A 21,575-nucleotide genomic window follows, 5' to 3' on the forward strand; every position below is an offset into this window, starting at 1 on the left:
ATCCGCCAGGACAGCTACGACCGGTCGAGCTTCATGCCGGGCGTGATCCTGGCCTGCAAGCGCATCGCCGATCACCCCGGTCTCACGGTGGGCCTCGACGACTACCTCGGGCTCTGAGGCGCGGCAGCTCTCGTCGCATCCCTCTCATCCCGCTGGTTGATCGAGTCGCGCCGCCCGATCAGGGCCTATCCCAGCGCGGCGAGCGCGGCGTCGTAGTCGGGTTCGTCGCCGATCTCGCCCACGAGCTGCGTATGAACGACGTTGCCGGACTCGTCGACGACCACCACGGCGCGGGCCATCAGCCCGGCGAGCGGGCCGTCTTCAAGCTTGACGCCGTATGCCTCGGCGAAGTCGCCGCGGAACGCAGAGCCGGTCTTCACGTTCTCGATCCCCTCGGCGCCGCAGAACCGACCGGCAGCGAACGGCAGATCCTCCGAGACGCACAGCACGACCGCGTCGTCGCGATCCGCGGCGCGCTCGTTGAACGTGCGGACGCTGGTCGCGCAGGTGGGCGTGTCGATGCTCGGGAAGATGTTCAGCACGACCTTCTTGCCGGCCAACGACTCGCCGGTGATCTCTGAGAGATCGCTGCCGACCAGTGAGAACCCGGGTGCCGAGCTGCCGACTGTCGGCAGCTCGCCGGACGTGCTGAAGGGGTTGCCGCGAAGGGTCACTTGAGCCATGCGCAGTTCCTAGCAGCGATGGCCCGCACGGGCGAACTCAGCGCCGCCGGAGGCGCAGTCCGCAGCGATCAGCGGGCGGCGCCGCGCCGGAAGTTGCGCATGTTGATCAGCACGACGAGCACGAGCGAGATGCCGACCGCCCACCACGAGTACCGCTGCAGCCAGGAGAGGAAGTCGGTGAGCTGCTCCTCGAAGATGTTGGCGAGCCACCAGATCAGCGCCAGTCGCGCACCGATGCCGACCGCCAGGAACAGCGCCAGCCGTTGCCACGACGTGCGGTGGATGCCGCTGAGCGCGGCCACGAGGTTGCTGCCCGCGAAGAACGGGATCACGACCCACTCGGCGCGCCCGAACCCCCGGTTGAACTGATCGAGCGCCTCAGGCGTCACGCCGAGGTATTTGATGAACCAACGCAAGGCTTCGTCGGAGTACGCGCGCCCGATCAGATGGCACACGACGAAGGCTGCAGCGATGCGGAGCGGCCCGATGATCCAATACGAGATCAGCGAGATGTCGGCGCCGAGCGCGAGCGCGAGGTAGCGGTTGCGGCTCGACAGCAGCAGCAGCTGCTCGGGGCTCGACTCGAGCAACTTCGCCCAGGTGACGCCGGCGATGTTGGTGCAGACCACGAGGCCGACGAACGCCGCGAGCGGGAGCGGCGCCCAGCGCGGGCGTGAGTGTCCCAGGACCTCGGGCGCCGCGTGCTCGGTCACCGAGCGGACGTTACCGGCTCTGTGCGTCCACCGAACCGCACGCTGGGCGTCCGCAGGCGCCGGCCCACTACCGTCTGCCGCCATGCACGGATTGATGCAGGACGTCCCGCTCACGATCACGCACCTGTTCGACCGGGCCGAGCGGTACCACGGGCACAAGCCGATCGTGACCGCCACGCCGTCGGGGCGCGAGCGCACGGACTACGCCACGTGGGCCGAACGGACGCGGCGGCTCGGGGGCGTCCTCGACGCGCTCGGTGTCTCCGACTCGGGCAGGGTGGCGACGTTCGCCTGGAACACCGCCCGGCATCTCGAGCTGTACTTCGCCGCCCCGTGCACGGGTCGTGTGCTGCACACGCTCAACATCCGGCTGTTCCCCGACCAGCTGACCTACATCGTCAACCATGCCGACGACGAGGTGATCTTCGTCGACCGGTCGTTGCTGCCGCTGTTGGCGCCGCTGCTGCCGACGTTCGAGAACCTGCGGCACCTTGTGCTCATGGACGACGGCGCCGGTGACGTTCCTGCCGACCTCGCGGGACACGAGCTGCTCGACTACGAGTCGTTGCTCGCCGACGCATCGCCCGTCGACTTCGGCGTCGACGACGAACACCGCGCGGCGAGCATGTGTTACACGAGCGGCACCACCGGCAACCCGAAGGGCGTGCTCTACAGCCATCGCAGCACGTTCCTCCACACCTTCGGAGCGATGACGGTCGACAACCTCGGCGCGCGGGAAGCCGACGTGATCATGCCCGTGGTCCCGATGTTCCACGCCAACGCCTGGGGGCTCGCGCACGCCGCCGTCGCATCGGGTGCCTCGCTCGTGATGCCCGGTCCCGATCTGTCGGGCAGGGCGCTCGCCGATCTCATCGTCGACGAACGCGTCACCGTCGCGGCCGGTGTGCCGACGATCTGGATGCAGGTGCTGCCCGAGCTCGAGGGCCGCGACACGTCAGCCCTCCGAGCGATCCCGTGTGGTGGCTCGGCGGTGCCGAAGGCGCTGTCGGAGGGCTACCGCGAACAGCTCGGCAAGCCGATCCTGCAGGCGTGGGGCATGACCGAGACCAGCCCGATCGCGGCGGTGTGCCACCTCGACGTCGACGAGGCGAGCCTGCCGGTCGACGACCAGGCCGAGCTGCGCACGATGGTGGGCCGGATCGCGTTCGGAGTCGAGATGCGCGTGGTCGAACCCGACACGCAGGCCTCGGTGCCGTGGGACGGCGAGAGCAGCGGTGAGCTGCAGTGCCGCGGCAACTGGATCGCGGCGACGTACTACAACGATCCGCGAGCCGGCGACAGCTTCACCGACGACGGATGGCTCCGCACCGGGGATGTCGCGACCGTCGATCCGCGTGGCCGGATCCGGCTGGTCGACCGCACGAAGGACCTCATCAAGTCCGGTGGTGAGTGGATCTCCTCGGTCGAGCTCGAGAACGAGCTGATGGCACATCCGAAGATCGCCGAGGCCGCCGTCATCGGCGTGCCACATCCGCGCTGGTCCGAACGCCCGCTGGCATGCGTCGTGCCGGCGGCGGGGGAGGAGGTCACGAAGGACGAGATCGTCGCCTATCTCGCCGACAAGGTCGCCAAGTGGCAGCTCCCCGACGACGTGGTCTTCATCGACGAGGTGCCCAAGACGAGCGTCGGCAAGTTCTCGAAGAAGACGCTGCGCGACCGCTTCGCCGACTACGAGCTTCCTGCGACGTGACCCGTGCGGTCGGCAGCGTCCTCGCGCTCGTCGTGCTGCTCGGCCTTGCGTGCGCCGATGACGGCAACGATCACGCGTACCGGCAGCGGCGGGCCGAGCAGCTGGCCGCCGAATTCCGGGCGAGCCAGGAGTCCGCGGCGGCCGCCGCGTCCTCCGACCCAGGGGCGGGCACGACCTCGGAGACGCCCGTCGTCGAGCCCACCGGCCTCGTGGTCCCGGTGATCGCACTCGACAACACGTTCCGGCCCGAGATCGTCGAGATCAGTGTCGGGGACGAGGTCCTGTGGGAGAACCGTGGCATGAACGAGCACAACGTGCTCCGCGTCGAGGGTGACGGCTGGGGCGTCGAGGTCGACGACTTCCAGCCCGGCGACGTCTACGCCCACGTGTTCACCGAACCCGGCGAGTTCCGCTACTTCTGTTCGATCCACGGCACCGAGGACGTGGGCATGATCGGCACTGTCATCGTCGTCTCCAGCTAGCGCTGGAGAATCGAGTCTCCGCCTGACGGCGAAGACTCGTCGGCGCTCGAGTAGCGGGACATCCGTCGACGCCTCACCGCTGGGGGTCGGACACCGCGCCGTTGGCTCTGGTCGGCTGTGCGGGTGGACGCCGGATGAGCGCTCGACCCGTGCCGGTGGACTAAGAACGCTGGGAATCCAAGGGGGAGTCATCGTGAACCATCGCTTCGTCGCCGTGTTGATCGCGGCCTCGCTCGCCGCCGCGTGCGGCAGCAACGACCCGGCGAACGACACCGCCGGTGTCGACGACGACGCCGCCGGGGCCGACGACGGCGCCACCGTCGTGACCGACCCGCCGGACACCGACCCGCCGGACACCGATCCGCCGGCGACCGATCCGCCGGCGAGCGACCCGCCCGCGACCGACCCGCCGGGCACGACCGCGGCGCCCGCGGGCGACGGCGTCCACCGCGTCCCGGACGACTTCGACAGCATCCAGGCGGCCGTCGATGCCGCCCAGCCGGGTGACCTCGTGCTGATCTCGCCGGGCACGTACAACGAGGCGGTCGACGTCGTCACCGACGAGATCACGATCCGCGGCACCGACCGAGACGGCGTGGTGCTCGACGGCCGGCTCGAGCTCGACAACGCGATCCGGATCCTCGGGGCCGACGGCGTGGCCGTCGAGAACCTGACCACGACGAACTACACGAACAACGGCGTCTTCTGGATCGCGTCGACGGGGTACCGGGCCTCGTACATCACGACGTACCGCACCGGCGACTACGGCATCTACGCGTTCGACTCGGTGCAGGGTCAGATCGAGCACTCGCACACGATCGGCAGCCGCGACGCCGGCGTGTACATCGGGCAGTGCTACCCCTGCGATGCCGTGATCACCGACGTGGTCTCGTCGCACAACGGCCTCGGGTACTCGGGCACGAACTCGGGCGGCAACCTGCTGATCGTCAACTCGGTGTGGCACAACAACCGGGTGGGCATCGTGCCGAACAGCGGCAGCTACGAGCTGTGCTATCCCGAGCGCGACACGACCATCATCGGCAACCTCGTGTACGACAACAACCAGTCCGACACCTCGGCGATCGACGTGGCACTGCTGGCCCAGGGCAACGGCATCCTCATCGCGGGCGGCATCCGCAACCGGATCGAACGCAATCGCGTCGACGACCACTTCCGCACCGGCATCGGCCTCGTGCCGTTCTTGGAGGAGAACGCCAACGACGACCTCCCGACCCGCGATGAATGGGAGCTCACCTGCGACGAGTCGCGCAACCTCGAGTTCGTCGTGCCGGACGACTCCCTGCTCTGGGACTCCTTCGAGAACCAGGTCACGCTGAACGTCGTCACCAACAGCGGCGAGGCCGATCTCGCGGTTGCGTCGGTCGGGAGCGACATCTCCACGTTCGGCAACTGCTTCGGCGGCAACGACTTCTCCACCTCGGCGCCGCTCGATGTCGAGAACCTCGCCCCTTGCGAGGGTGAGGGCATCGACGGCGACTGGGCCGCCGGCGACCTGGAAGTCGCACGGTGGATCGGCGAGCAGGCCTCGCTCCCTCCCGAGGTGCCCTGGCAGGAGGCACCCCTGCCCGAGCTCGGTCCTCACGAGAACATGCCGGACCCCGAGAACGCCCCCGCGCGGCCGGCCACCGACGTCCCGTTCCCGGTCGATCTCGATGCGATCACGGTGCCCGAGCTTCCGTAGCGGTCACGCGGCGCTCGGCGCCCTCGTCCTGCTCGCGGCCTGTGGGTCGGGGAGCGCGGACGAGCCGTCACCGGTGGTGCCGGCGTTCGCCGCGCCCGATCGGACGATCACCGGACCGCAGGGCGACGTGGGTCAGTTCGTGGTCGAGTGCGACCTGAGCCACATCGCGCCGGTCGACCCGATCGTGCACCCGGGGATGGACGACATGAGCCACCTCCACCAGTTCTTCGGCGCCACCGGCCTGAGGGCCGACTCGACCTACGAAGAGCTCGTCGACGGCGAGACCACGTGCGAGCAACGGCTCGACACCGCCTCGTACTGGGCTCCGGCGCTCATCGACGGCGACCAGGCCGTCATCGAACCGCTCGGGTCGGTCGCGTACTACCGCGCCGGCCCGGGCGTCGACCCGGCGGCGGTCGAGCCGTACCCGCCGGGGCTGATGCTGGTCGCCGGCGACCAGCGGGCGCTCGAACCGCAGCCCACCTCGGTCGTGGCGTGGTCGTGTGGCGTCGGCGCCGAGCGCAGCGTGCGGCCGCCCGACTGCGAGGACACGCTCCGCATGCTGGTCACGTACCCCGACTGCTGGAACGGCACCGATCTCACGTCGTCCGACTACTTCGACCCGGCCGCCCGCCACGCCGTCTACAGCTCGGGCGGGGAATGCCCCGCTACGCACCCGGTGCACATCCCGCAACTCCAGTTCGCGATCGACTACCCGCCCGTGACACCCGATGGTCTCGCGCTCTCGTCCGGCGACATCTTGACCGGACATGCCGACTTCTGGAACGCGTGGGATCAGGCGAAGCTCGCGAACGAGGTCGCGGCCTGCATCAACCGCGACCTCGTCTGCGGTCTGACCGGCTGACGAGTCACCGCCGCTGGTCGGCGCGCGACCGCAGGCGTGGGCACCGACCGCGCAGCCACCGGCATGACGCGCCGACACCCTTGACGGTGAGACGGATTCTGTCTTAGTGTCTCACGGATGGGGCCGAACGACGCCGAGGCGCGGATCCTCGACGCCGCCAAGCAGTGCTGTGAGCGCTGGGGCGTCCAGAAGGTCACGATCGACGACATCGCCCGCACCAGCGGTGTCTCGCGGGCGACGCTCTACCGACTGTTCCCGGGCGGCAAGGACGTGCTGTTCGAGGCGTTGCGCGTGCGCGAGCTCGACGAGTTCTTCGCCGCGCTGACCGACGCCGTCGCCGATGCCGACAACCTGGAGGACCTGGTGGTCGGCTCGGTCGTCACCGCCACGAACGAGCTGCGCGCCGACGAGCACCTGGCGCTCATGCTCGCCAGCGAGCCGGGCGAGACGCTCGGTCAGCTCACCGTCGAGGGGCTGCCGCGCATCATCCGCATGGCCAACATCACCCTGACGCCGATGGTCGCCCACTACCTGCCCGACGAGGCCGCACGGCGGCTCATCGACGTCCTCGCCCGACTCACCATCTCGTACTTCCTCGCCCCGAGCACCGATCTCGATCTCGGCGACGAGGCCTCGGCCAGGGCGTTCCTGCGCCAGGTCATCGACGTCCTCGCCCCAGCCACCCCGACCATCTAGACCCCGAACCCACCCACCAGGAGCACCGAACATGTCCGTGACGCATTCCAGCAACGAAGAGATCATCGGCCGCGATGACATCAACAACATCGAGGCGATCCTCTCGGTGAGCAACACCGATGTCGACGAGGTCGAGCACATCGTCAAGGACAACGCCGATGCGATCTTCACGTGGGACTACTCGCTCGCACGGCCGCAGCTCCGCAAGCTCTACGAGAAGGCGAAGACCGGTCAGTGGAACGCCACGACCGACCTCGACTGGGACACCGAGGTCGACCTCGAGCAGGTCGTGTCCGCCGACCAGGCGGCGGTGCAGTCGGGTCTGACGCCGGACCACTACGACGGCACGGTGGTCCAGAAGTGGGGCGAGAAGGAGTGGTTGGACTTCGGCATCGACTCGCGCCGCTGGACGTTGTCGCAGTTCCTGCACGGCGAGCAGGGCGCGCTGCTGTGTACGGCGAAGATCACCGAGACCGTGCCCTGGTACGACGCCAAGCTGTACGCGTCGACCCAGGTCGTCGACGAGGCCCGCCATGTCGAGGTGTTCGCCCGCTACCTCGACGAGAAGCTCGATGGCGGATTCCAGGTCAACGCTCACCTGCGCATGCTGCTCGACGACATCATCAACGACAGCCGGTGGGACATGACCTACCTCGGCATGCAGGTCATGGTCGAGGGGCTGGCGCTCGCGGCGTTCGGGTTCATGCACCAGATGACCGAGGAACCGCTGCTCAAGAAGCTGCTGCGCTACGTGATGAGCGACGAGGCCCGCCACGTCGCGTTCGGCGTGCTGTCGCTCAAGGAGGTCTACGACGGCATGACCGACGCCGAGATGAAGGACCGCCAGGAGTTCGCCTTCGAGGCAGCGATCCGGATGCGCGACCGGTTCCTCCAGCAGGAGGTCTGGGAGAAGCACGGGGTCAACCCCAAGGACGTGGTGCCGCTCGTCCTCAACGACCCGACTCGTGACATCTTCCAGCAGATGCTGTTCAGCAAGATCGTGCCGAACTGCAAGAAGCTGGGTCTGCTCGACCGGAACGACCAGTGGCTGCGTCGCCGCTTCGAGGAGATGCAGGTCATCCAGTTCGAGGACTGGGAGGACACCGGCTCGGAGTACATCAAGTTCGAGCTCGACGCCGAGGCGCCCGACGCGGTCGCCCAGGCTCACGCCGCGGCCGAGGCCGAGGGCGCGCCGGTCGCCGGCGAGTAGCTCGACCGGGCTCGCTGCCTCCGCAGCGGCCGAGCCGGATCGGCGTCGCGTTCCGTGCTCGCCGTCTCTGCGCGACGCTGCCGCTGTCGTCGCATCGGCTCACGCCACTAGCGTTTGGTCATGCCGTCGAACGGCGCGCCGTCGGACGTCGCCAAGCGGTACATCGATCGGTACCGGCGCGACCAGCAGGACCGGAGGCGTCGTCGCCCGATCTGGATCGACCGGCGTGGCCGTGCCCGATCCCGCGATCCTGCTCGCACCAAGCGCCTGATCGCGGTGACAGCAGCGTTCGCGCCGATGGTCGCGATCGCCGCGCTGCCCATCACCGCAGTGCTGGGGCTCGGGGCGTCGGTGCTGTCCAACGTGACCGCCCGTTGGGTGGGGCTGGTGGTCTTGGTCGCCGCGGTGGTCGCGGTCGGTGCGTGGGTCGCGAGCGTTGCGATCGATTCGGGAGCGCCCGTGCGGACCGGTTGGTGGTGGCGGCTGCTGCCGTACGTGGCCACGGCAGGCGTCGTCGTCGCCGGCCTGACCGAGATCATCTCGGGGAGCAAGGCGCCCGACCCGATCCTGGCGATGTGGTTCCTGGCGTGCTTCTGGCTGTACGCGTTCGTGCCGCTGGCGAGCGGTGCCAGCTCCCGGCGGCACAGGGTGATCTGGCCGATCGCGCCGGTCGTCTCGGTGGTCGTCATCGTCTTCGTGTGGACGGCGGGGTTCTTCTCGATCCGCTTCGAGCGGTCGCTCGACGAGTTCGACGCCTTTGCCGACCGGTTGAGCGCCGGCGAGCGGTTCGAGGCGCGGACCGAGATCGGCAGCTTCGTCGTGCGCAACCGTGGCCGCCTGCCGGGTTGCGACCAGGCGTTCCGCATCACGGGGTTCCACGAGCTCGACGACCGCTGGATCGCACGGTGTCCCGACGGCCGGCCGGAGGGCGACGACATCGACCACATCGCAGGCGAGTGGTACGAGTATCCGGGCCGGCTTTGAAAGACAAGTTGCAGACAAGTTCGTGCTACGGTGCCGGCATGGCCGATTGGGACCCGGATCAGTACGACCGGTTCAAGGAGCAGCGCGCCCAGCCGTTCTGGGATCTGGTCGAGCTCGTGCATCGCGGTGCGATCGAACGCGCCGTCGACCTCGGATGCGGATCGGGCGACATGACGGTGGCGGTCGCCGACCGGCTCGGCATCCACCACCTGACGGGCATCGACAACTCGCCGGCCATGCTCGAGGCCGCATCGCAGCACGGCCGGGTCGCCGTGAGCTTCGTGTACGGCGACATCGCCCGCTGGACGAGCGATGCCGACCACGACCTGGTGCTCGCCAACGCCGCGCTGCACTGGGTCCCCGATCACGTGGCCGTGCTCGAGCGGTGGGTCGGTGCCCTCGCGCCCGAGGGCCAGCTCGCGATCCAGGTGCCCGCCAATCACGACCATCCGTCGTACCTCGCCAGCGCGCACGTGGCGTCGCAGGAGCCGTTCGCCTCCGCGTTCGGCGGGGAACCGCCGCCCGATCCGGTCGCTGCGAACGTGCTGGCACCCGAGCGCTACGCAACCGTGCTCCACGAGCTCGGCCTCGCGGAACCGCACGTGCGCCTGCAGGTCTACCCGCACGTGATGCAGTCGGCCGAGGCCGTCGTCGAGTGGACGAAGGGAACCTCGCTGATGCGGTTCTTCAAGCGGCTGCCGCCCGAGATGCACGATCCGTTCGTCGACGCGTACCGCGAGGAAGTGGTGGCACGTCTCGGGCTCGCCGAACCGTACTTCTTCACGTTCAAGCGGATCCTGATGTGGGGTCGCATGCACGGCTGAGCTGACGCCCGATCACTCCGGCGTGCCGGCGTCACTCCTCCGGCGTGCCGGCGTCACTCCTCCGGAGTGACGTATGCGGCGGTGAGGCCACCGTCGACCAGCAGGTTCGAGCCGGTCATGTAGCTCGACTCGTCGCTCGCGAGGAACAGCGCCGCGTTGGCCATCTCGGCGGGGTCGCCGAACCGCCCCATCGGCACGTGCACGAGCCGCCGCCGGCGCTTCTCGGGCGTGTCGAGATAGGACATCAGCATCTCGGTGGCGAGCGGACCCGGTGACAGCGCGTTGACGCGGATCCCTTCGCGCGCGTGGATCACGGCCAACTCCCGGGTCAATGCGAGCACCGCGCCCTTCGAGGCCGTGTAGGCGATCTGCGGCGTGGCCGCGCCCACCGATGCGACGAACGACGCCGTGTTGATGATCGATCCGCCGCCCGCTCGTCGCAGCGCCGGAACGCCGTGGCGACAACCGTGGATCACGCCCTTCACGTTGATCTCGAGGGTGCGGTCGATCACGTCGTCCGGCGTGGTCAGCGCGTCGTGGTCGCCCGGCAGCATCACGCCGGCGTTGTTGAAGACGACGTCGACGCGCCCGAACTCCCGCTCGGCCAGCCCGAACATCGCCGCCACCGACGCGTCGTCGGTCACGTCGACCGTCGTGCCGATCATCTTGCCGCCGGCGTCTTGCACCAGCTGCTCGGTGGCGTGGTTCGACTGCTCGGTGATGTCGGCACCCACGATCGATGCGCCTTCGTCGGCGAACCGGAGCGACGCAGCCCGTCCGATGCCGCTCGCCGTTCCGGTGATCACGGCCACCTTGCCCTCGAGTCGCATGCCGGCTCAGATCCGTTCGAAGTAGCGGGCTCGTTCCCAGTCGGTCACGGCCGCACGGCATGCGGCGACCTCGACGTCGTGGAAGTGGGCGTAATGGTCGACGACGTCGTCACCGAACGCCGAGCGAGCGAGATCGCTGGCCCTGAAGTTGGCGGCGGCCTCGTCGAGGGTGCGGGGGACGTGTTCGAGACCGGTCGCCCCGTATGCGTCGCCCTCGACTGCGGGCGGCGGTTCGAGCTGCTGCTCGATGCCGGCGAGGCCGGCGGCGATCGAGGCCGCGTAGGCCAGATAGGGGTTGCAGTCGGCTCCGGGTATCCGATTCTCGATGCGCAGGCCGGGGCCGGACCCGACGACGCGGAATCCGGCCGTGCGGTTGTCGCGCGACCATGCGATGCGGGTCGGGGCCCAGGACGCGTCGAGGTAGCGCTTGTAGGAGTTCACCGTCGGCGCATAGCAGGCCATCAGATCGGGGACGTATCTCACCCAGCCGGCGAGGAACCAGCGGAACAGGTCGCTCTCGGATCCCGCGGCGTCGAAGGCGTTGGTGTCGGCCTCGGCGTCCCAGAGGCTGAGATGGATGTGGTTGCTGCTGCCCGCCTCCTCCGACGTGGGCTTGGCCATGAACGTCACGCTCAGACCCATCGCGTCGGCGAGCTCCTTCATTGCGTGCTTCATGATCGCGTGACGGTCGGCCATCTCGAGCACGTCGGCGTAGCGGATGTTGATCTCGTGCTGCCCGCGACCCCACTCGCCCTTCGAGGTCTCGACGGGGATGCCCGATGCCGCCAGCGAGGCGCGGGCGGCTCCGATGAAGGGCTCGACCCGGCTGCCCTGCAAGAGGTGGTAGTCCTCGATGTACCAACCGGCCGACTGAAGATCGGCGTATCCCTTGGCGTGGGCCTCCCGGTACGTGTCGTCGAAGATGAAGAACTCGAGCTCGGACGCCGCCCGGGCCACGAGGCCGCGTTCGGCGAGCCGCTGCATCTGTCGGCGGAGGATCGATCGCGGGGCGACTGCGACCGGCTCGTGAGCGTCGGTGTCGACGTCGCAGAGCACGATCGCAGTGCGATCGGTCCACGCCGCCCGCCGCAACGTCGTCAGGTCGGGCGCGAGGTGCACGTCGCCGTATCCCTGATCCCAGCTCGCGAACCGGTACCCGGCGGTCGGCTCCATCTCCATGTCGACGGTGAGCAGGTAATCGCACGCATGGGTGCCGTCCTCGATCGACTCGCAGAAGAAGGCCGCGTCGAAGCGCTTGCCCAGCAGCCGGCCGTAGACATCGGTAAAGGCGACGATCACGGTCGCGATGTCGCCCGAGGCCACCGCGCTGCGCAGGTCGTCGACCGTCATCGTCATGGCTGCGACTGTAGGCCGCTGCATCCCCGGGCATCGGGGCCGGGCGGCGCGCGGCGGGTACAGTCGGCTCTGTCATGATCCTGGTCTCGCTCTCGGCGGATCGGCTGTGCCGAAACCGGGCCACGAGCGGAACGACTTCCTCGTTGTCGGGCGACGCGTCTGCGGTGCACGATGGCAGGGCATTCCCACGACGCCATCCGTCCCTCATCACCATGGAGCAGTTCTGATGCCTCACTTCGGTCGAATCCTGTCGGCGTTGGTCACCCCGTTCGACGCTGCCGGCGCCGTCGACTACGACGAGGCGCAGCGGCTCGCCCGGCACCTCGTCGGGGAGGGCCACGACGGCCTGGTCGTGTGCGGCACCACCGGTGAGTCGCCCACGCTCACCGACGACGAGAAGCTCGGCATGTTCGCCGCGGTGGTCGAGGCGGTCGACGTGCCGGTCGTCGCCGGCACCGTCGGCTACAACACCCACCACGCGATCGACCTCAGCCAGCAGGCGGCCAAGCTCGGCGTGCACGGGATCCTGTCGCTGTGCCCCTTCTACAGCCGGCCGTCCCAGACGGGCATCGAGGCCCACTTCAGGGCGATCGCCGACGCCTGCGACCTGCCGCAGCTGATCTACGACATCCCGATCCGCACGGGTCGCAAGGTCTCGAGCGATGTGCTGATCCGACTGGCCCGCGACGTGCCGAACATCGTCGGCGTCAAGGACGCGGCGTCCGACCCGGCCGAGACGGCCCGGGTGATCGCGGCGACGCCGGACGACTTCGAGTTCTACTCGGGCGACGACAAGCTCACGCTGCCGTTCCTGTCCGTCGGCGCGGTCGGCGTCGTCGGCGTCGCCACCCACTGGACCGGCCCCGACCACGTCGAGATGTTCGACGCGTGGGAGCGTGGCGACATCGGCACCGCGCAGCGCGTGAATCGCCGCCTGCTCGAGAGCTTCGCCTTCGAGACTGGCGACGACGCGCCCAACCCGATCCCGACCAAGGCGATGATGCGGACGCTCGGCTTCGGTGTCGGCGAATGCCGGTTGCCGCTCGGGCCGGCGCCGGCCGGGCTCGAGGCCCGCGCCCGCGAGGTCTGGGCGAACCTGGTGAGCGCCCGTGGCTGAGGGTGGTCCGATCCGGATCGTCTTCCTCGGCGGTCTCGGTGAGATCGGCCGCAACTGCATGGCGATCGAGCAGGGCTCCGGCGCGGACCGCTCGATCGTGCTCATCGACTGCGGTCTGATGTTCCCCGATGCCGACATGCACGGCATCGACCTCGTGCTGCCCGACTTCTCGTACCTGCGCGACAACGCCAACGACATCGTCGCGCTCGTCGCGACACACGGTCACGAGGACCACGTCGGCGGCATCCAGTTCCTGCTGCGCGACGACGACGGGATCGGCCATCTCCGCGACGAGCCGCTGCCGATCTACGGCGCCAGGTTGACCCTCGGCCTCGCCCGCAACCGGATCGAGGAGGCCGGGCTGCTGGGGCGCTGCACGATGGTGCCCGTCGAGGACAACGAGCGGGTCGAGGTGGGCCCCTTCGGCGTCGAGTTCATCCCGGTCACGCACTCCGTGCCGCACGCGCATGCGATCGCCGTGCACACCACGCAGGGCATCGTGCTCCATTCGGGGGACTGGAAGCTCGACCTCACGCCGGTCGACGGGCGGCGAACCGACCTCGCCCGGATCGGCCAGCTCACGGCCGGCAAGGGCGTCCGGCTGCTGCTCGCCGACTCGACCAACGCCGAAGAGCCCGGCTACGCGCCGAGCGAGACCAGCGTCGGCGCGGTCCTCGACGCGCTGTTCGTCCAACACCGCGGCCGCCGCATCATCACCGCCAGCTTCGCCAGCCATCTCCACCGCATCCAGCAGATCGCCGATGCGGCGATCAACGCCGGCCGTAAGGTCGCCACGCTGGGGTTGAGCATGAAGAAGAACGTCCGGCTGGGCCGCGATCTCCAGGTCGTCGACATCCCGGAGTCGTCGCTGATCGACATCGAGGACATCGACCGGTACGAGCCGGGCGAGGTGTGCGTGATCTCGACCGGCTCGCAGGGCGAACCGATGTCGGCGCTGTCGCTGCTCGCCCGCGGCGAGAACAAGTTCGTGAAGCTCGGCGAGCACGACACCGTCATCCTGTCGAGCCACGCGATCCCCGGCAACGAGAGCAACGTCAACAAGGTGATCGACGGCCTGCTGCGCCGCGGCGCCGAGGTCGTGCACTCCGGCGTCGTCGACGTGCACGCCACCGGTCACGCCCAGGCCGACGAGATCAAGACCTACCTGTCGCTCGTCAAGCCCGAGTGGTACGTGCCGATCCACGGCGAGTTCCGGCACATGGTCGCCAACGCCAACCTCGGCCACCTGATGGGCATCCCGCGGCGCAACGTGGTGCTGTGCGAGGACGGCGACGTCATCGAGCTCGGCGACGATGGTCTCGAACACAGCGGGCGGGTGCCGTCCGGGTACGTCTACGTCGACGGGATCGTCGGCGACGTCGGCCAGGGTGTCATCCGCGATCGCCGGGTGCTCGGGGAGGAGGGCGTCGTCGTGGTGGTCGTCACCGTCGACATCCAGACCGGCAAGGTGCTGACCGGCCCCGACATCATCACCCGCGGGTGGGTGTACGCCCCCGAGGCCGAGGACCTGCTCGACGAGGCCTGCGATCGGGTGTCGGCCGCTGTCGAGCAGGCGCTCGAGCACGGCGAGCGCGACGTCGAGGCCCTCGAGCGCGACGTGCGCCGGGCCGCCGGGAAGTTCGTCAACGAGCGCACCAAGCGCCGCCCGATGATCGTCCCCGTCGTCATGGAGACGTGAGCCGGCACCGGCTCACCGCCTGGTGCGCGCTGGTGGCCGCGGTTGCCGCATGCGGTGGTGACGACGACACCGGGAGCACGTGCGCATCACCGGTCGACGGGGTCGACGACGCGGTCGCGCTGGTCGACGCCGCGCTGGCCGAGGTCGAGGCCGCCTACGGCACCCCGCAGGAGTACTTCGAGATCAGCGCGTCCGCCGAGGGCGTGAGCGTCATCGTCGCTGCCGAGTCGCCCGACGGCACCGTGGCGGAACGATCCCTCTGCGGCGACGGATTCGTGCCGCCCGAGGCCGTCGGCGCTGCGAGCGGGTTCACGTTCACGGCCGCCGCGGTCGAATTCGATCCGGACGCGGTCTTCGAGCAGATGCGAGCCGAGCTCGACGACCCCGACATCGTCGACTTCGCCATCCAGGCCGGCAGCTCCGACGGTTCGGTGATCTACGACGCGTCGATCCGCAGTGCCGCCGGTGGCACGTTGTTCGTCCTGCTGGGCCCGGACGGCGAGATCCTGGGCACCCAGGCCGGCTGACGCGGGTCGTGGCCGATCGCGGGATGTCCCGGATCGTCGAGCAGGCGTTGGTACCGTGGTCGACGCCATGAGCACCTGGGGCGCATCGAAGAAGCCGCGCGGCAAGGGGTCACCTCGGGCCGGCGCGCGCCCGAAGGGCTCGGTCCGCGACCAGACACCGCCGAAGGGTTCGAGGGGCTCGTCCGCCCGAGGCGGTGCCCCCAGATCGGGCACGCCCGCCCGCGGCCAGCCCCGGCGCCGCGACCAGGCATCGGCCGAGCTCCGTCAGGCCGTCGAGGGCCGCGAGCACGAGTTCATCGGTCTCGTCCTGCTCGGCCTCGGCGTGCTGCTCGGATTGGCCATCTACTTCGACCTCGCCGGCCCGCTCGGCCGAGGCGTCGAGGCGTTCGTCGGGTGGTTCCTCGGCCTCGGCCGGTTCGCGCTCCCCGTGGTACTGGTCTCCTCGGGTGTCGCGCTGGTCAAGAAGGGGCAGTCGTCCAGCCCGACGCGGCTGGTGATCGGCTGGGGCCTCATCAGCGCGGCGGTGCTCGGCATGTTGCACATCGTGCGCACGCCCGACTCGCTCACCACGCTCGACGACGAGCCGGGCGTCCGCACCATCGGTGAGGCGGGAGGCTGGATCGGGGCGGCGATCGCGGGCCCGATGCGGGCCCTCGTGGCTTCCGGCGGCGCGGTCGTCGTCCTCGTCGCGCTCTTCCTCGGTGGCGTCCTGCTGATCACCCAGACGTCGCTGCGCACGATGGCGATGCACACCGGCCGCGGGGTCGGTTCGGTCGCCCGGCCACTCGGACGTGCGGCGAAGAAGGCGATCTCCGATCTGTCGACGCTCACCAGCGAGCGCGACCACGAGGCTCGCCGCCGGCGAGGCGACGACGTCGACGGTGCCGAGGCGCCGGCCGTGCCCGACCTGCACGGCGAGCCGCCCGCGCTGTACGACGGCGCCGCTGACGACGACGACCTGTTCGCCACCCGCAAGCCGGCGACCAAGCGCCGCAAGCGCAAGCCGGTGGGCGACCAGCCCGTCCTGCCGATCGACGGCGAGCACGTCGGCGAGTGGGTGCTGCCGCCGCTCAGCCACCTCAAGCAGGCCGGCCAGCAGGCGATCAACATGGCCGAGATCGAGCGTCGCGGACAGACGCTGCAGGAGTCGCTCGCCTCACACGGCGTCGAGACCGAGCTGATCGGCATGACGGTCGGGCCGACGGTCACGCGTTACGAGCTCGAGCTCGGTGCCGGTGTCAAGGTCGCGAAGCTGACCGCGCTCCAGAAGGACATCGCGTACGCGATGGCCGCCGTCGACGTGCGCATCCTCGCGCCGATCCCGGGCCGGTCGGCGATCGGCGTCGAGGTGCCCAACCACCATCGCCAGCTCGTCGCGCTCGGCGATCTGATGGTCTCGCCCGAGGCGGGTGAGGCGACGCACCCCCTCCAGGTCGCGGTCGGCAAGGACATCGCCGGCAAGGCCGTGTTCCTCGACATCTCGACCACGCCGCACATGCTGATCGCCGGCGCCACCGGCGCCGGCAAGTCGAGCGGTATCAACTGCATCATCACGTCGCTCCTGATGCGCACCACGCCCGACCAGGTGCGCCTGATCCTGATCGACCCGAAGCAGGTCGAGATGGGCCAGTACCAGCGCTTGCCGCACCTGCTCACGCAGCCGGTCACCAACCCGAAGAAGGCCGCCAACGCGCTCGGTTGGGCCGTGAAGGAGATGGAACGCCGGTACGACGTGCTGTCCGAGGTCGGCTTCCGCGACATCACCGGCTACAACCAGGCGTTCGACCGCGGCGACATCGAGCCGCCACCGGGCGTCGACCCCGCCGAGTCGCCCTACGAGCACATGCCCTACATCGTCGTCGTCGTCGACGAGCTCAACGACCTCATGATGGTCGCCGCCCGCGACGTCGAGGAGTCGATCACGCGGATCGCCCAGAAGGCGCGTGCGGTCGGCATCCACCTGATCGTCGCCACGCAGCGACCCTCGGTCAACGTCATCACCGGCGTCATCAAGGCCAACGTGCCGGCCCGCATGGCCTTCGCGGTGTCGTCGCTGACCGACTCGCGCGTCATCCTCGACCAGCCCGGTGCCGAGAAGCTCGTCGGCAAGGGCGACATGCTGCTGCTCCCCGGCAACTCGTCGGTGCCGAACCGCATCCAGGGCTCGTTCGTGAGCGAGGAAGAGGTCCGCAAGGTCGTCGCCCACTGGCGCCAGCAAGCCCCCGAGCCGGTGTACACCACCAACGTCGAAGGCGACGACACGGGCGCGTCGCCGGCGCCTGCTGCGGCCCAGATGGCGATCGGCGACGACGCCCTCGACGTGACCTCGGACGCCAACGCCTTCTCGGCCGGCGAGGAGGACGAGGATGCGGTGATGATGCGCCAGGCGATGGAGCTCGTCGTGCGCAGCCAGCTCGGGTCGACATCGATGCTGCAGCGCAAGCTCAAGGTCGGCTTCGCCCGCGCCGGCCGCATCATGGACCTGCTCGAGCAGCGCGGCGTGGTCGGTCCGAGCGAGGGCTCGAAGGCCCGCGAGGTGCTGATGACGGTCGAGGAGTTCGAGCTCCTCCAGCAGTCCGGCAAGCTCTGACATTTGACGATGTGTCAGACACAACGTGAAACGCGGCGCTGTCAGCGCCTGACACAACGTGAAACGCGGCGCTGTCAGCGCCTGGGGTTCTCGGCGTGCGATGCCGCGCGTTCGGCCGCCCGTTCAGCAAGGATCGCCGTGATCGGCACGAGGGCGCGGTAGGGGCGTCTGAGCATCCAGTTGGGCAGCCGAGCGTGGCGTTCCTCCAGGTCGACCCGGGCGCGGAGGTGTTCCTTGGGGCCGAGCGTCGACCGCAGTCGGTCCTCGACGAATCGAAGTGTGGCGAGGTGCTTGACGTTCTTGTAGCCGTACTGCCTCGGCGTCACGAGGCGCAGCGGCGCGCCGTGCCGATCGTCGAGCGCCCGTCCATCGAGATGCGTGGCCAGCAGCACGTCGTCACGTCGCACGTCGTCGGTCGAGAAGACCGCTCGGTAGCCGTCGGAACCCTCTGCGATCGCGAACGGGGGCAGGCCGTCGAGGCCCGTGCTGCCAAGGGCCTCGGCGACGACCGTGGTGAGGAGCGTGCCCGACCAGGTGAGGCCGCGAACGGACCACGTCGTCACGCAGTGGAAGTCTGCCGTGAGGTGGTGGCGACCCGTGAGCTCGGCGACCTCGATCACGCTGACGTCGGGGAGCTCGAGCCGCAAGGTCGGGCTGACCCGGCGGGGCGGTGGTGGACGGCGAGGGTCGTCGGCGAAGCGCGGCATCGACGCGAGCTCTCGCTGACCCGGCGGGAGGCCGGCTGCACGGCGCGGGCGCAGCGCGCGGTACGTCGGCGCGTTCACGCCGTCGCTCGCCGGCGGATCGCGGCGAGCCAGCTGCGACGGATCAGCCCGCTCGGCAGCCTGATCAGTGCCCAGTAGGCGCCGAACCGTCGCCTCGCCCGCGCATCGGTGCCGTCGACCACCGTTCGAGTGACCACCTCGGTGCGGCCGTCCCGCGCCGTCGCGACCAGCGAGAAGGCGGTCTTCGCGTTGCCGGGCTCGTCGAAGGAGACGAACGCGTCGGCGTCCGGGAAGGGGATCGGCTGGTTGCTCGACGGCGACCAGAAGCGACCGGCTGCACCCATGACGACCGACGCCGTGCCGTCGTGCGGTCGCTCGTCGCGCCGGAGGGACACGAAACCCTCGCGCTCGAACACGTCGAGCAGCGACCTGCCGTCCCGGCCCACCGGCTCGTTCCCACGGCGACGCAGGTGCGCCGGCAGCTTGCGGAGCGCGAGCAGCGGTCCCAGCACCGCGATGTCGCTCGGGCGGACGTCGAGACACTCGCGCCAGACCCGATCGATCGGTGCGTCGACGACCAGTCGATGGCGCTCTGAGTAGCGGGCATCGGGGAGGAGTTCGTCGAGGTTCGCCGGCAAGCGGCTCGTGGTGGCGGGCGGCGTCATGGTCAGCATTCTGGCACAATGTGCCAAGATGGCGCAATGTGTCAGGTGTCACGGTACGCTGCTCGTGTGACCGATCTCCGCACGCAGCGGCATGCACAGACGAAGGCCGCGATCGTCGACGCCGCCCTCCGGCTGTTCCGGGCCCACGGCTTCGGCGCGGTCACGATGGAGCAGATCGCCGAGGCGTCCGGCGTCTCGCGGCGAACCGTGTACCGGCGCTTCGCCGGCAAGGACGACATCATCCTCGAGCTCGTCGGCGGCTGGGTGACCGTGTGGGACGAGTGTGCCGCTGCGATGGAAGGTGAACCCGCCGGGGCGGTCGTCGAGGCATGCTGCCGGGCGGTCGCGGAGTACATCGATGCGACGCGGGAGGACGTGCTCGTCGCGTACGGGGCGCTCGCCGACTCGCCGGTGCTCGCCGTGGCGGCGACGGCGAACGAGGCGTGGATCCGTCGGTTCGCGTCGCTCGTGACGGGGGCGGAGCCAGCGCTCGATGACACCGAGGCCGACGTGATCGCCGGTGCGTACATGGGCGCGATCGACGCGGTCATGCGCCGTTGGGCGGCGTCGGGCGGGGGCCTCTCGGTCGCGGCGATGATCGACGTGGTCATCACCCGGCTGCGGCCCATCTGGCCGACCTGATGCGACGTTTCACGTTGTGTCAGACACAACGTGACATGCCCGACATGCGACGTCAGAGGAGCTCGCCGACGGCGTGGATGACCAGGCCGGCGAGGCCGCCGACCAGGGTGCCGTTGATGCGGATGAACTGGAGGTCGCGGCCGACCTGCAGCTCCATCTTGCGGGCCGTCGACTCGCCGTCCCATCGCTCGACGGTGGTGGCGATGAGATCGCTCACCTCGCTCCGGTAGTGCTCGATGACGTAGAGCGCGGACCGCTCGACCCAGTCGTCGACCTTGTGCTGCAGCTCGGGCTCGACCGCGAGGCGCTCGCCGAGTCGTTGCAGGCTGGCGGCGGCGCGTCGGCGGAACTCGCTGGCCGGATCGTCGGCTGCGTCGATCAAGCCCTGCTTGGCGCCGAGCCAGAGGGACTCGACCCAGGCGCGGAACTCGGGATGGTCGAGCAGCTCCTCCTTGAGCTCCTCGCCCTTCGACAGCATGTCGGGGTCGGACTTCAAGCGCTCGGACAGCGCCAGCACGCGCGTGTCGATCGAGTGCCGGACGTCGTGCTCGGGGTCGCCCCCGACGTCGACCAGGAAGCGACCCACCGCGTCGTAGATCTTCTCGAAGATGCGATCGTCGATCGGTTCGGGCACCCACCACGGCGACTCCTCGTCGAGCCGCTTGCGGAACGTGAGCCGGTTGTCCTCGAGGAAGCCGCCGAGGCCGACCAGCACGGCGTCGAGCAGGCGCTGGTGGTGGCCGCCCTCGACCGAGAGGTCGATCGCCCTGCCGACGAGCGGGGCGGCCGGAGTCGCGCGAACCCGGCGCCGCACCACCCCCTCGAGGCCATGTTGCACCTCGCGGTCGTCGAGCACCTCCAACGTGCCCTTGAGTGCGTCGCCGAGCGCCTCGCTGGCGCGGTGTGCGTTCGCGGGCTGCGAGAGCCAGACGCCCAGTCGTCGCCCGACGTGCGCGTGCAGCAGGCGCTCGCCGAGCACTTCGTGGGTCAGGAAGTTGCCCTCGACGAACTCTCCGAGGCTGCGACCGATCTGGTCCTTTCGCTTCGGGATGATGGCGGTGTGGGGGATCGGGATGCCGAGTGGGTGGCGGAACAGCGCGGTCACCGCGAACCAGTCGGCCAGCGCGCCGACCATCGCTGCCTCGGCGAAGGCCTGCACCCAGCCGACCCAGCCCTCTCCGCCGGCGAGGCGGGTGGCGACGTACACGATCGCCGCCGCGACGAGGAGGCCGAGCGCAACCGCCTTCATGCGCCGCAGGCTGCGGCGCCGCCCGGCATCCGCGTCGCCAGGCGCCAGCATCGACGAGGCCGGCTCGGTGGGCGCGGGTCGCACCCCCGGTTCGTGCGTCATCGGCCCCTGCATCGCAGCGACGTTACCGGCGCGACGAGACCGAGCACCGCAGATGCCGGGCGCTGGGACGCACCGTCACGGTGCGGCGGACCGCACGGTCACGGTGCGGCGGACCGCACGGTCAAGGTGCGGCGGACCGCACCGTTAAGGTGCGGCGGACCGCACGGTCAAGGTGCGGCGGACCGCACCGTTAAGGTGCGGCG

At 69.6% G+C, this 21,575-nt stretch carries 20 protein-coding genes and 1 pseudogene; 14 read left to right on the forward strand and 7 right to left on the reverse strand.

Features of this window, described 5'->3' with window-relative positions:
* A pseudogene (locus QNJ12_RS23760) lies at window positions 1–117 on the forward strand (4-hydroxy-tetrahydrodipicolinate reductase); the annotation flags it as partial.
* 68 nt (window positions 118–185) lie between these two features.
* Here the strand turns inward: QNJ12_RS23760 and tpx are convergent.
* Both tpx and QNJ12_RS15195 read right to left on the reverse strand, forming a co-directional pair.
* Window positions 186–683, reverse strand: coding sequence for a thiol peroxidase (gene tpx / locus QNJ12_RS15190; protein WP_300623781.1), 498 nt, complete (start codon window positions 681–683; stop codon window positions 186–188).
* Between the two features lie 68 nt (window positions 684–751).
* On the reverse strand, window positions 752–1,396 hold the full coding sequence (locus tag QNJ12_RS15195; RefSeq protein WP_300623783.1) for a hypothetical protein: 645 nt from the start codon (window positions 1,394–1,396) through the stop codon (window positions 752–754).
* An 82-nt stretch (window positions 1,397–1,478) separates the two neighbouring features.
* Between QNJ12_RS15195 and QNJ12_RS15200 the strand changes: the two genes are divergently transcribed.
* From QNJ12_RS15200 to QNJ12_RS15235, 8 genes are all read left to right on the forward strand, one after another.
* Window positions 1,479–3,107: a long-chain fatty acid--CoA ligase gene (locus QNJ12_RS15200; RefSeq protein ID WP_300623785.1), complete on the forward strand. Its 1,629-nt coding sequence runs from the start codon at window positions 1,479–1,481 to the stop codon at window positions 3,105–3,107.
* Window positions 3,104–3,589 (forward strand): plastocyanin/azurin family copper-binding protein, encoded by a 486-nt coding sequence (locus tag QNJ12_RS15205; RefSeq protein ID WP_300623787.1) that lies wholly within the window; start codon window positions 3,104–3,106, stop codon window positions 3,587–3,589. The genes QNJ12_RS15200 and QNJ12_RS15205 overlap by 4 nt, the downstream gene beginning before the upstream one ends.
* A gap of 193 nt (window positions 3,590–3,782) precedes the next feature.
* A complete protein-coding gene (locus QNJ12_RS15210; RefSeq protein WP_300623789.1) occupies window positions 3,783–5,291 on the forward strand; it encodes a right-handed parallel beta-helix repeat-containing protein in 1,509 nt (502 codons plus the stop codon).
* Window positions 5,263–6,156, forward strand: a complete 894-nt coding sequence (locus tag QNJ12_RS15215) for a DUF1996 domain-containing protein (RefSeq protein ID WP_300623791.1) — start codon at window positions 5,263–5,265, stop codon at window positions 6,154–6,156. The genes QNJ12_RS15210 and QNJ12_RS15215 overlap by 29 nt, the downstream gene beginning before the upstream one ends.
* A 117-nt stretch (window positions 6,157–6,273) precedes the next feature.
* Window positions 6,274–6,852: a TetR/AcrR family transcriptional regulator gene (locus QNJ12_RS15220; protein ID WP_300623793.1), complete on the forward strand. Its 579-nt coding sequence runs from the start codon at window positions 6,274–6,276 to the stop codon at window positions 6,850–6,852.
* Between the two features lie 31 nt (window positions 6,853–6,883).
* Window positions 6,884–8,062 (forward strand): ferritin-like domain-containing protein, encoded by a 1,179-nt coding sequence (locus QNJ12_RS15225; RefSeq protein ID WP_300623795.1) that lies wholly within the window; start codon window positions 6,884–6,886, stop codon window positions 8,060–8,062.
* A 120-nt stretch (window positions 8,063–8,182) separates the two neighbouring features.
* Complete coding sequence (locus tag QNJ12_RS15230) at window positions 8,183–9,046, forward strand: hypothetical protein (RefSeq protein WP_300623797.1); 864 nt, start codon at window positions 8,183–8,185, stop codon at window positions 9,044–9,046.
* A gap of 38 nt (window positions 9,047–9,084) precedes the next feature.
* A complete protein-coding gene (locus QNJ12_RS15235; protein ID WP_300623799.1) occupies window positions 9,085–9,870 on the forward strand; it encodes a methyltransferase domain-containing protein in 786 nt (261 codons plus the stop codon).
* A gap of 53 nt (window positions 9,871–9,923) precedes the next feature.
* Here QNJ12_RS15235 and QNJ12_RS15240 read toward each other — a convergent pair whose 3' ends face one another.
* Window positions 9,924–10,700 (reverse strand): glucose 1-dehydrogenase, encoded by a 777-nt coding sequence (locus QNJ12_RS15240; protein WP_300623801.1) that lies wholly within the window; start codon window positions 10,698–10,700, stop codon window positions 9,924–9,926.
* Between the two features lie 6 nt (window positions 10,701–10,706).
* On the reverse strand, window positions 10,707–12,056 hold the full coding sequence (locus tag QNJ12_RS15245) for a glutamine synthetase family protein (protein ID WP_300623803.1): 1,350 nt from the start codon (window positions 12,054–12,056) through the stop codon (window positions 10,707–10,709).
* Window positions 12,057–12,282: 226 nt separating this feature from the next.
* Here QNJ12_RS15245 and dapA point away from each other — a divergent pair, with 226 nt between their 5' ends.
* The 4 genes from dapA (at window position 12,283) to QNJ12_RS15265 (ending at window position 17,989) form a co-directional block, all read left to right on the forward strand.
* Complete coding sequence (dapA, locus tag QNJ12_RS15250) at window positions 12,283–13,173, forward strand: 4-hydroxy-tetrahydrodipicolinate synthase (protein ID WP_300623804.1); 891 nt, start codon at window positions 12,283–12,285, stop codon at window positions 13,171–13,173.
* Window positions 13,166–14,872: a ribonuclease J gene (locus QNJ12_RS15255; RefSeq protein ID WP_300623805.1), complete on the forward strand. Its 1,707-nt coding sequence runs from the start codon at window positions 13,166–13,168 to the stop codon at window positions 14,870–14,872. Before dapA ends, QNJ12_RS15255 begins: the two co-directional genes overlap by 8 nt.
* On the forward strand, window positions 14,869–15,399 hold the full coding sequence (locus tag QNJ12_RS15260; protein WP_300623807.1) for a hypothetical protein: 531 nt from the start codon (window positions 14,869–14,871) through the stop codon (window positions 15,397–15,399). Before QNJ12_RS15255 ends, QNJ12_RS15260 begins: the two co-directional genes overlap by 4 nt.
* A 67-nt stretch (window positions 15,400–15,466) precedes the next feature.
* Window positions 15,467–17,989: a DNA translocase FtsK gene (locus QNJ12_RS15265; protein ID WP_300623809.1), complete on the forward strand. Its 2,523-nt coding sequence runs from the start codon at window positions 15,467–15,469 to the stop codon at window positions 17,987–17,989.
* Between the two features lie 74 nt (window positions 17,990–18,063).
* Here the strand turns inward: QNJ12_RS15265 and QNJ12_RS15270 are convergent, their stop codons facing one another.
* Both QNJ12_RS15270 and QNJ12_RS15275 read right to left on the reverse strand, forming a co-directional pair.
* Window positions 18,064–18,774: a molybdopterin-dependent oxidoreductase gene (locus tag QNJ12_RS15270; protein ID WP_300623811.1), complete on the reverse strand. Its 711-nt coding sequence runs from the start codon at window positions 18,772–18,774 to the stop codon at window positions 18,064–18,066.
* Window positions 18,771–19,379 carry a hypothetical protein gene (locus QNJ12_RS15275; protein WP_300623813.1) on the reverse strand — a complete coding sequence of 203 codons (609 nt, stop codon included), beginning with the start codon at window positions 19,377–19,379 and terminating at the stop codon, window positions 18,771–18,773. The genes QNJ12_RS15270 and QNJ12_RS15275 overlap by 4 nt, the downstream gene beginning before the upstream one ends.
* A 66-nt stretch (window positions 19,380–19,445) precedes the next feature.
* On the opposite strand from QNJ12_RS15275, the gene QNJ12_RS15280 reads away from it, so the two are divergent.
* Entirely contained in the window at window positions 19,446–20,021 is a 576-nt protein-coding gene (locus QNJ12_RS15280) for a TetR/AcrR family transcriptional regulator (protein ID WP_300623814.1), read from the forward strand.
* A 52-nt stretch (window positions 20,022–20,073) separates the two neighbouring features.
* Here QNJ12_RS15280 and QNJ12_RS15285 read toward each other — a convergent pair whose 3' ends face one another.
* A complete protein-coding gene (locus tag QNJ12_RS15285) occupies window positions 20,074–21,372 on the reverse strand; it encodes a DUF445 domain-containing protein (RefSeq protein WP_300623815.1) in 1,299 nt (432 codons plus the stop codon).
* Window positions 21,373–21,575: the final 203 nt, after the last annotated feature.

Source organism: Ilumatobacter sp. (genome assembly GCF_030065885.1).
Lineage (GTDB): Bacteria > Actinomycetota > Acidimicrobiia > Acidimicrobiales > Ilumatobacteraceae > Ilumatobacter.

Coding starts and splice junctions, on each gene's coding strand:
- QNJ12_RS15285 (WP_300623815.1), bottom strand. CDS start 21,372: ATGACGCACGAACCGGGGGTGCGACCCGCGCCCACCGAGCCGGCCTCG.
- tpx (WP_300623781.1), bottom strand. CDS start 683: ATGGCTCAAGTGACCCTTCGCGGCAACCCCTTCAGCACGTCCGGCGAG.
- QNJ12_RS15235 (WP_300623799.1), top strand. CDS start 9,085: ATGGCCGATTGGGACCCGGATCAGTACGACCGGTTCAAGGAGCAGCGC.
- QNJ12_RS15265 (WP_300623809.1), top strand. CDS start 15,467: ATGAGCACCTGGGGCGCATCGAAGAAGCCGCGCGGCAAGGGGTCACCT.
- QNJ12_RS15225 (WP_300623795.1), top strand. CDS start 6,884: ATGTCCGTGACGCATTCCAGCAACGAAGAGATCATCGGCCGCGATGAC.
- dapA (WP_300623804.1), top strand. CDS start 12,283: ATGCCTCACTTCGGTCGAATCCTGTCGGCGTTGGTCACCCCGTTCGAC.
- QNJ12_RS15215 (WP_300623791.1), top strand. CDS start 5,263: ATGCGATCACGGTGCCCGAGCTTCCGTAGCGGTCACGCGGCGCTCGGC.
- QNJ12_RS15200 (WP_300623785.1), top strand. CDS start 1,479: ATGCACGGATTGATGCAGGACGTCCCGCTCACGATCACGCACCTGTTC.
- QNJ12_RS15275 (WP_300623813.1), bottom strand. CDS start 19,379: ATGACGCCGCCCGCCACCACGAGCCGCTTGCCGGCGAACCTCGACGAA.
- QNJ12_RS15230 (WP_300623797.1), top strand. CDS start 8,183: ATGCCGTCGAACGGCGCGCCGTCGGACGTCGCCAAGCGGTACATCGAT.
- QNJ12_RS15245 (WP_300623803.1), bottom strand. CDS start 12,056: ATGACGATGACGGTCGACGACCTGCGCAGCGCGGTGGCCTCGGGCGAC.
- QNJ12_RS15220 (WP_300623793.1), top strand. CDS start 6,274: ATGGGGCCGAACGACGCCGAGGCGCGGATCCTCGACGCCGCCAAGCAG.
- QNJ12_RS15240 (WP_300623801.1), bottom strand. CDS start 10,700: ATGCGACTCGAGGGCAAGGTGGCCGTGATCACCGGAACGGCGAGCGGC.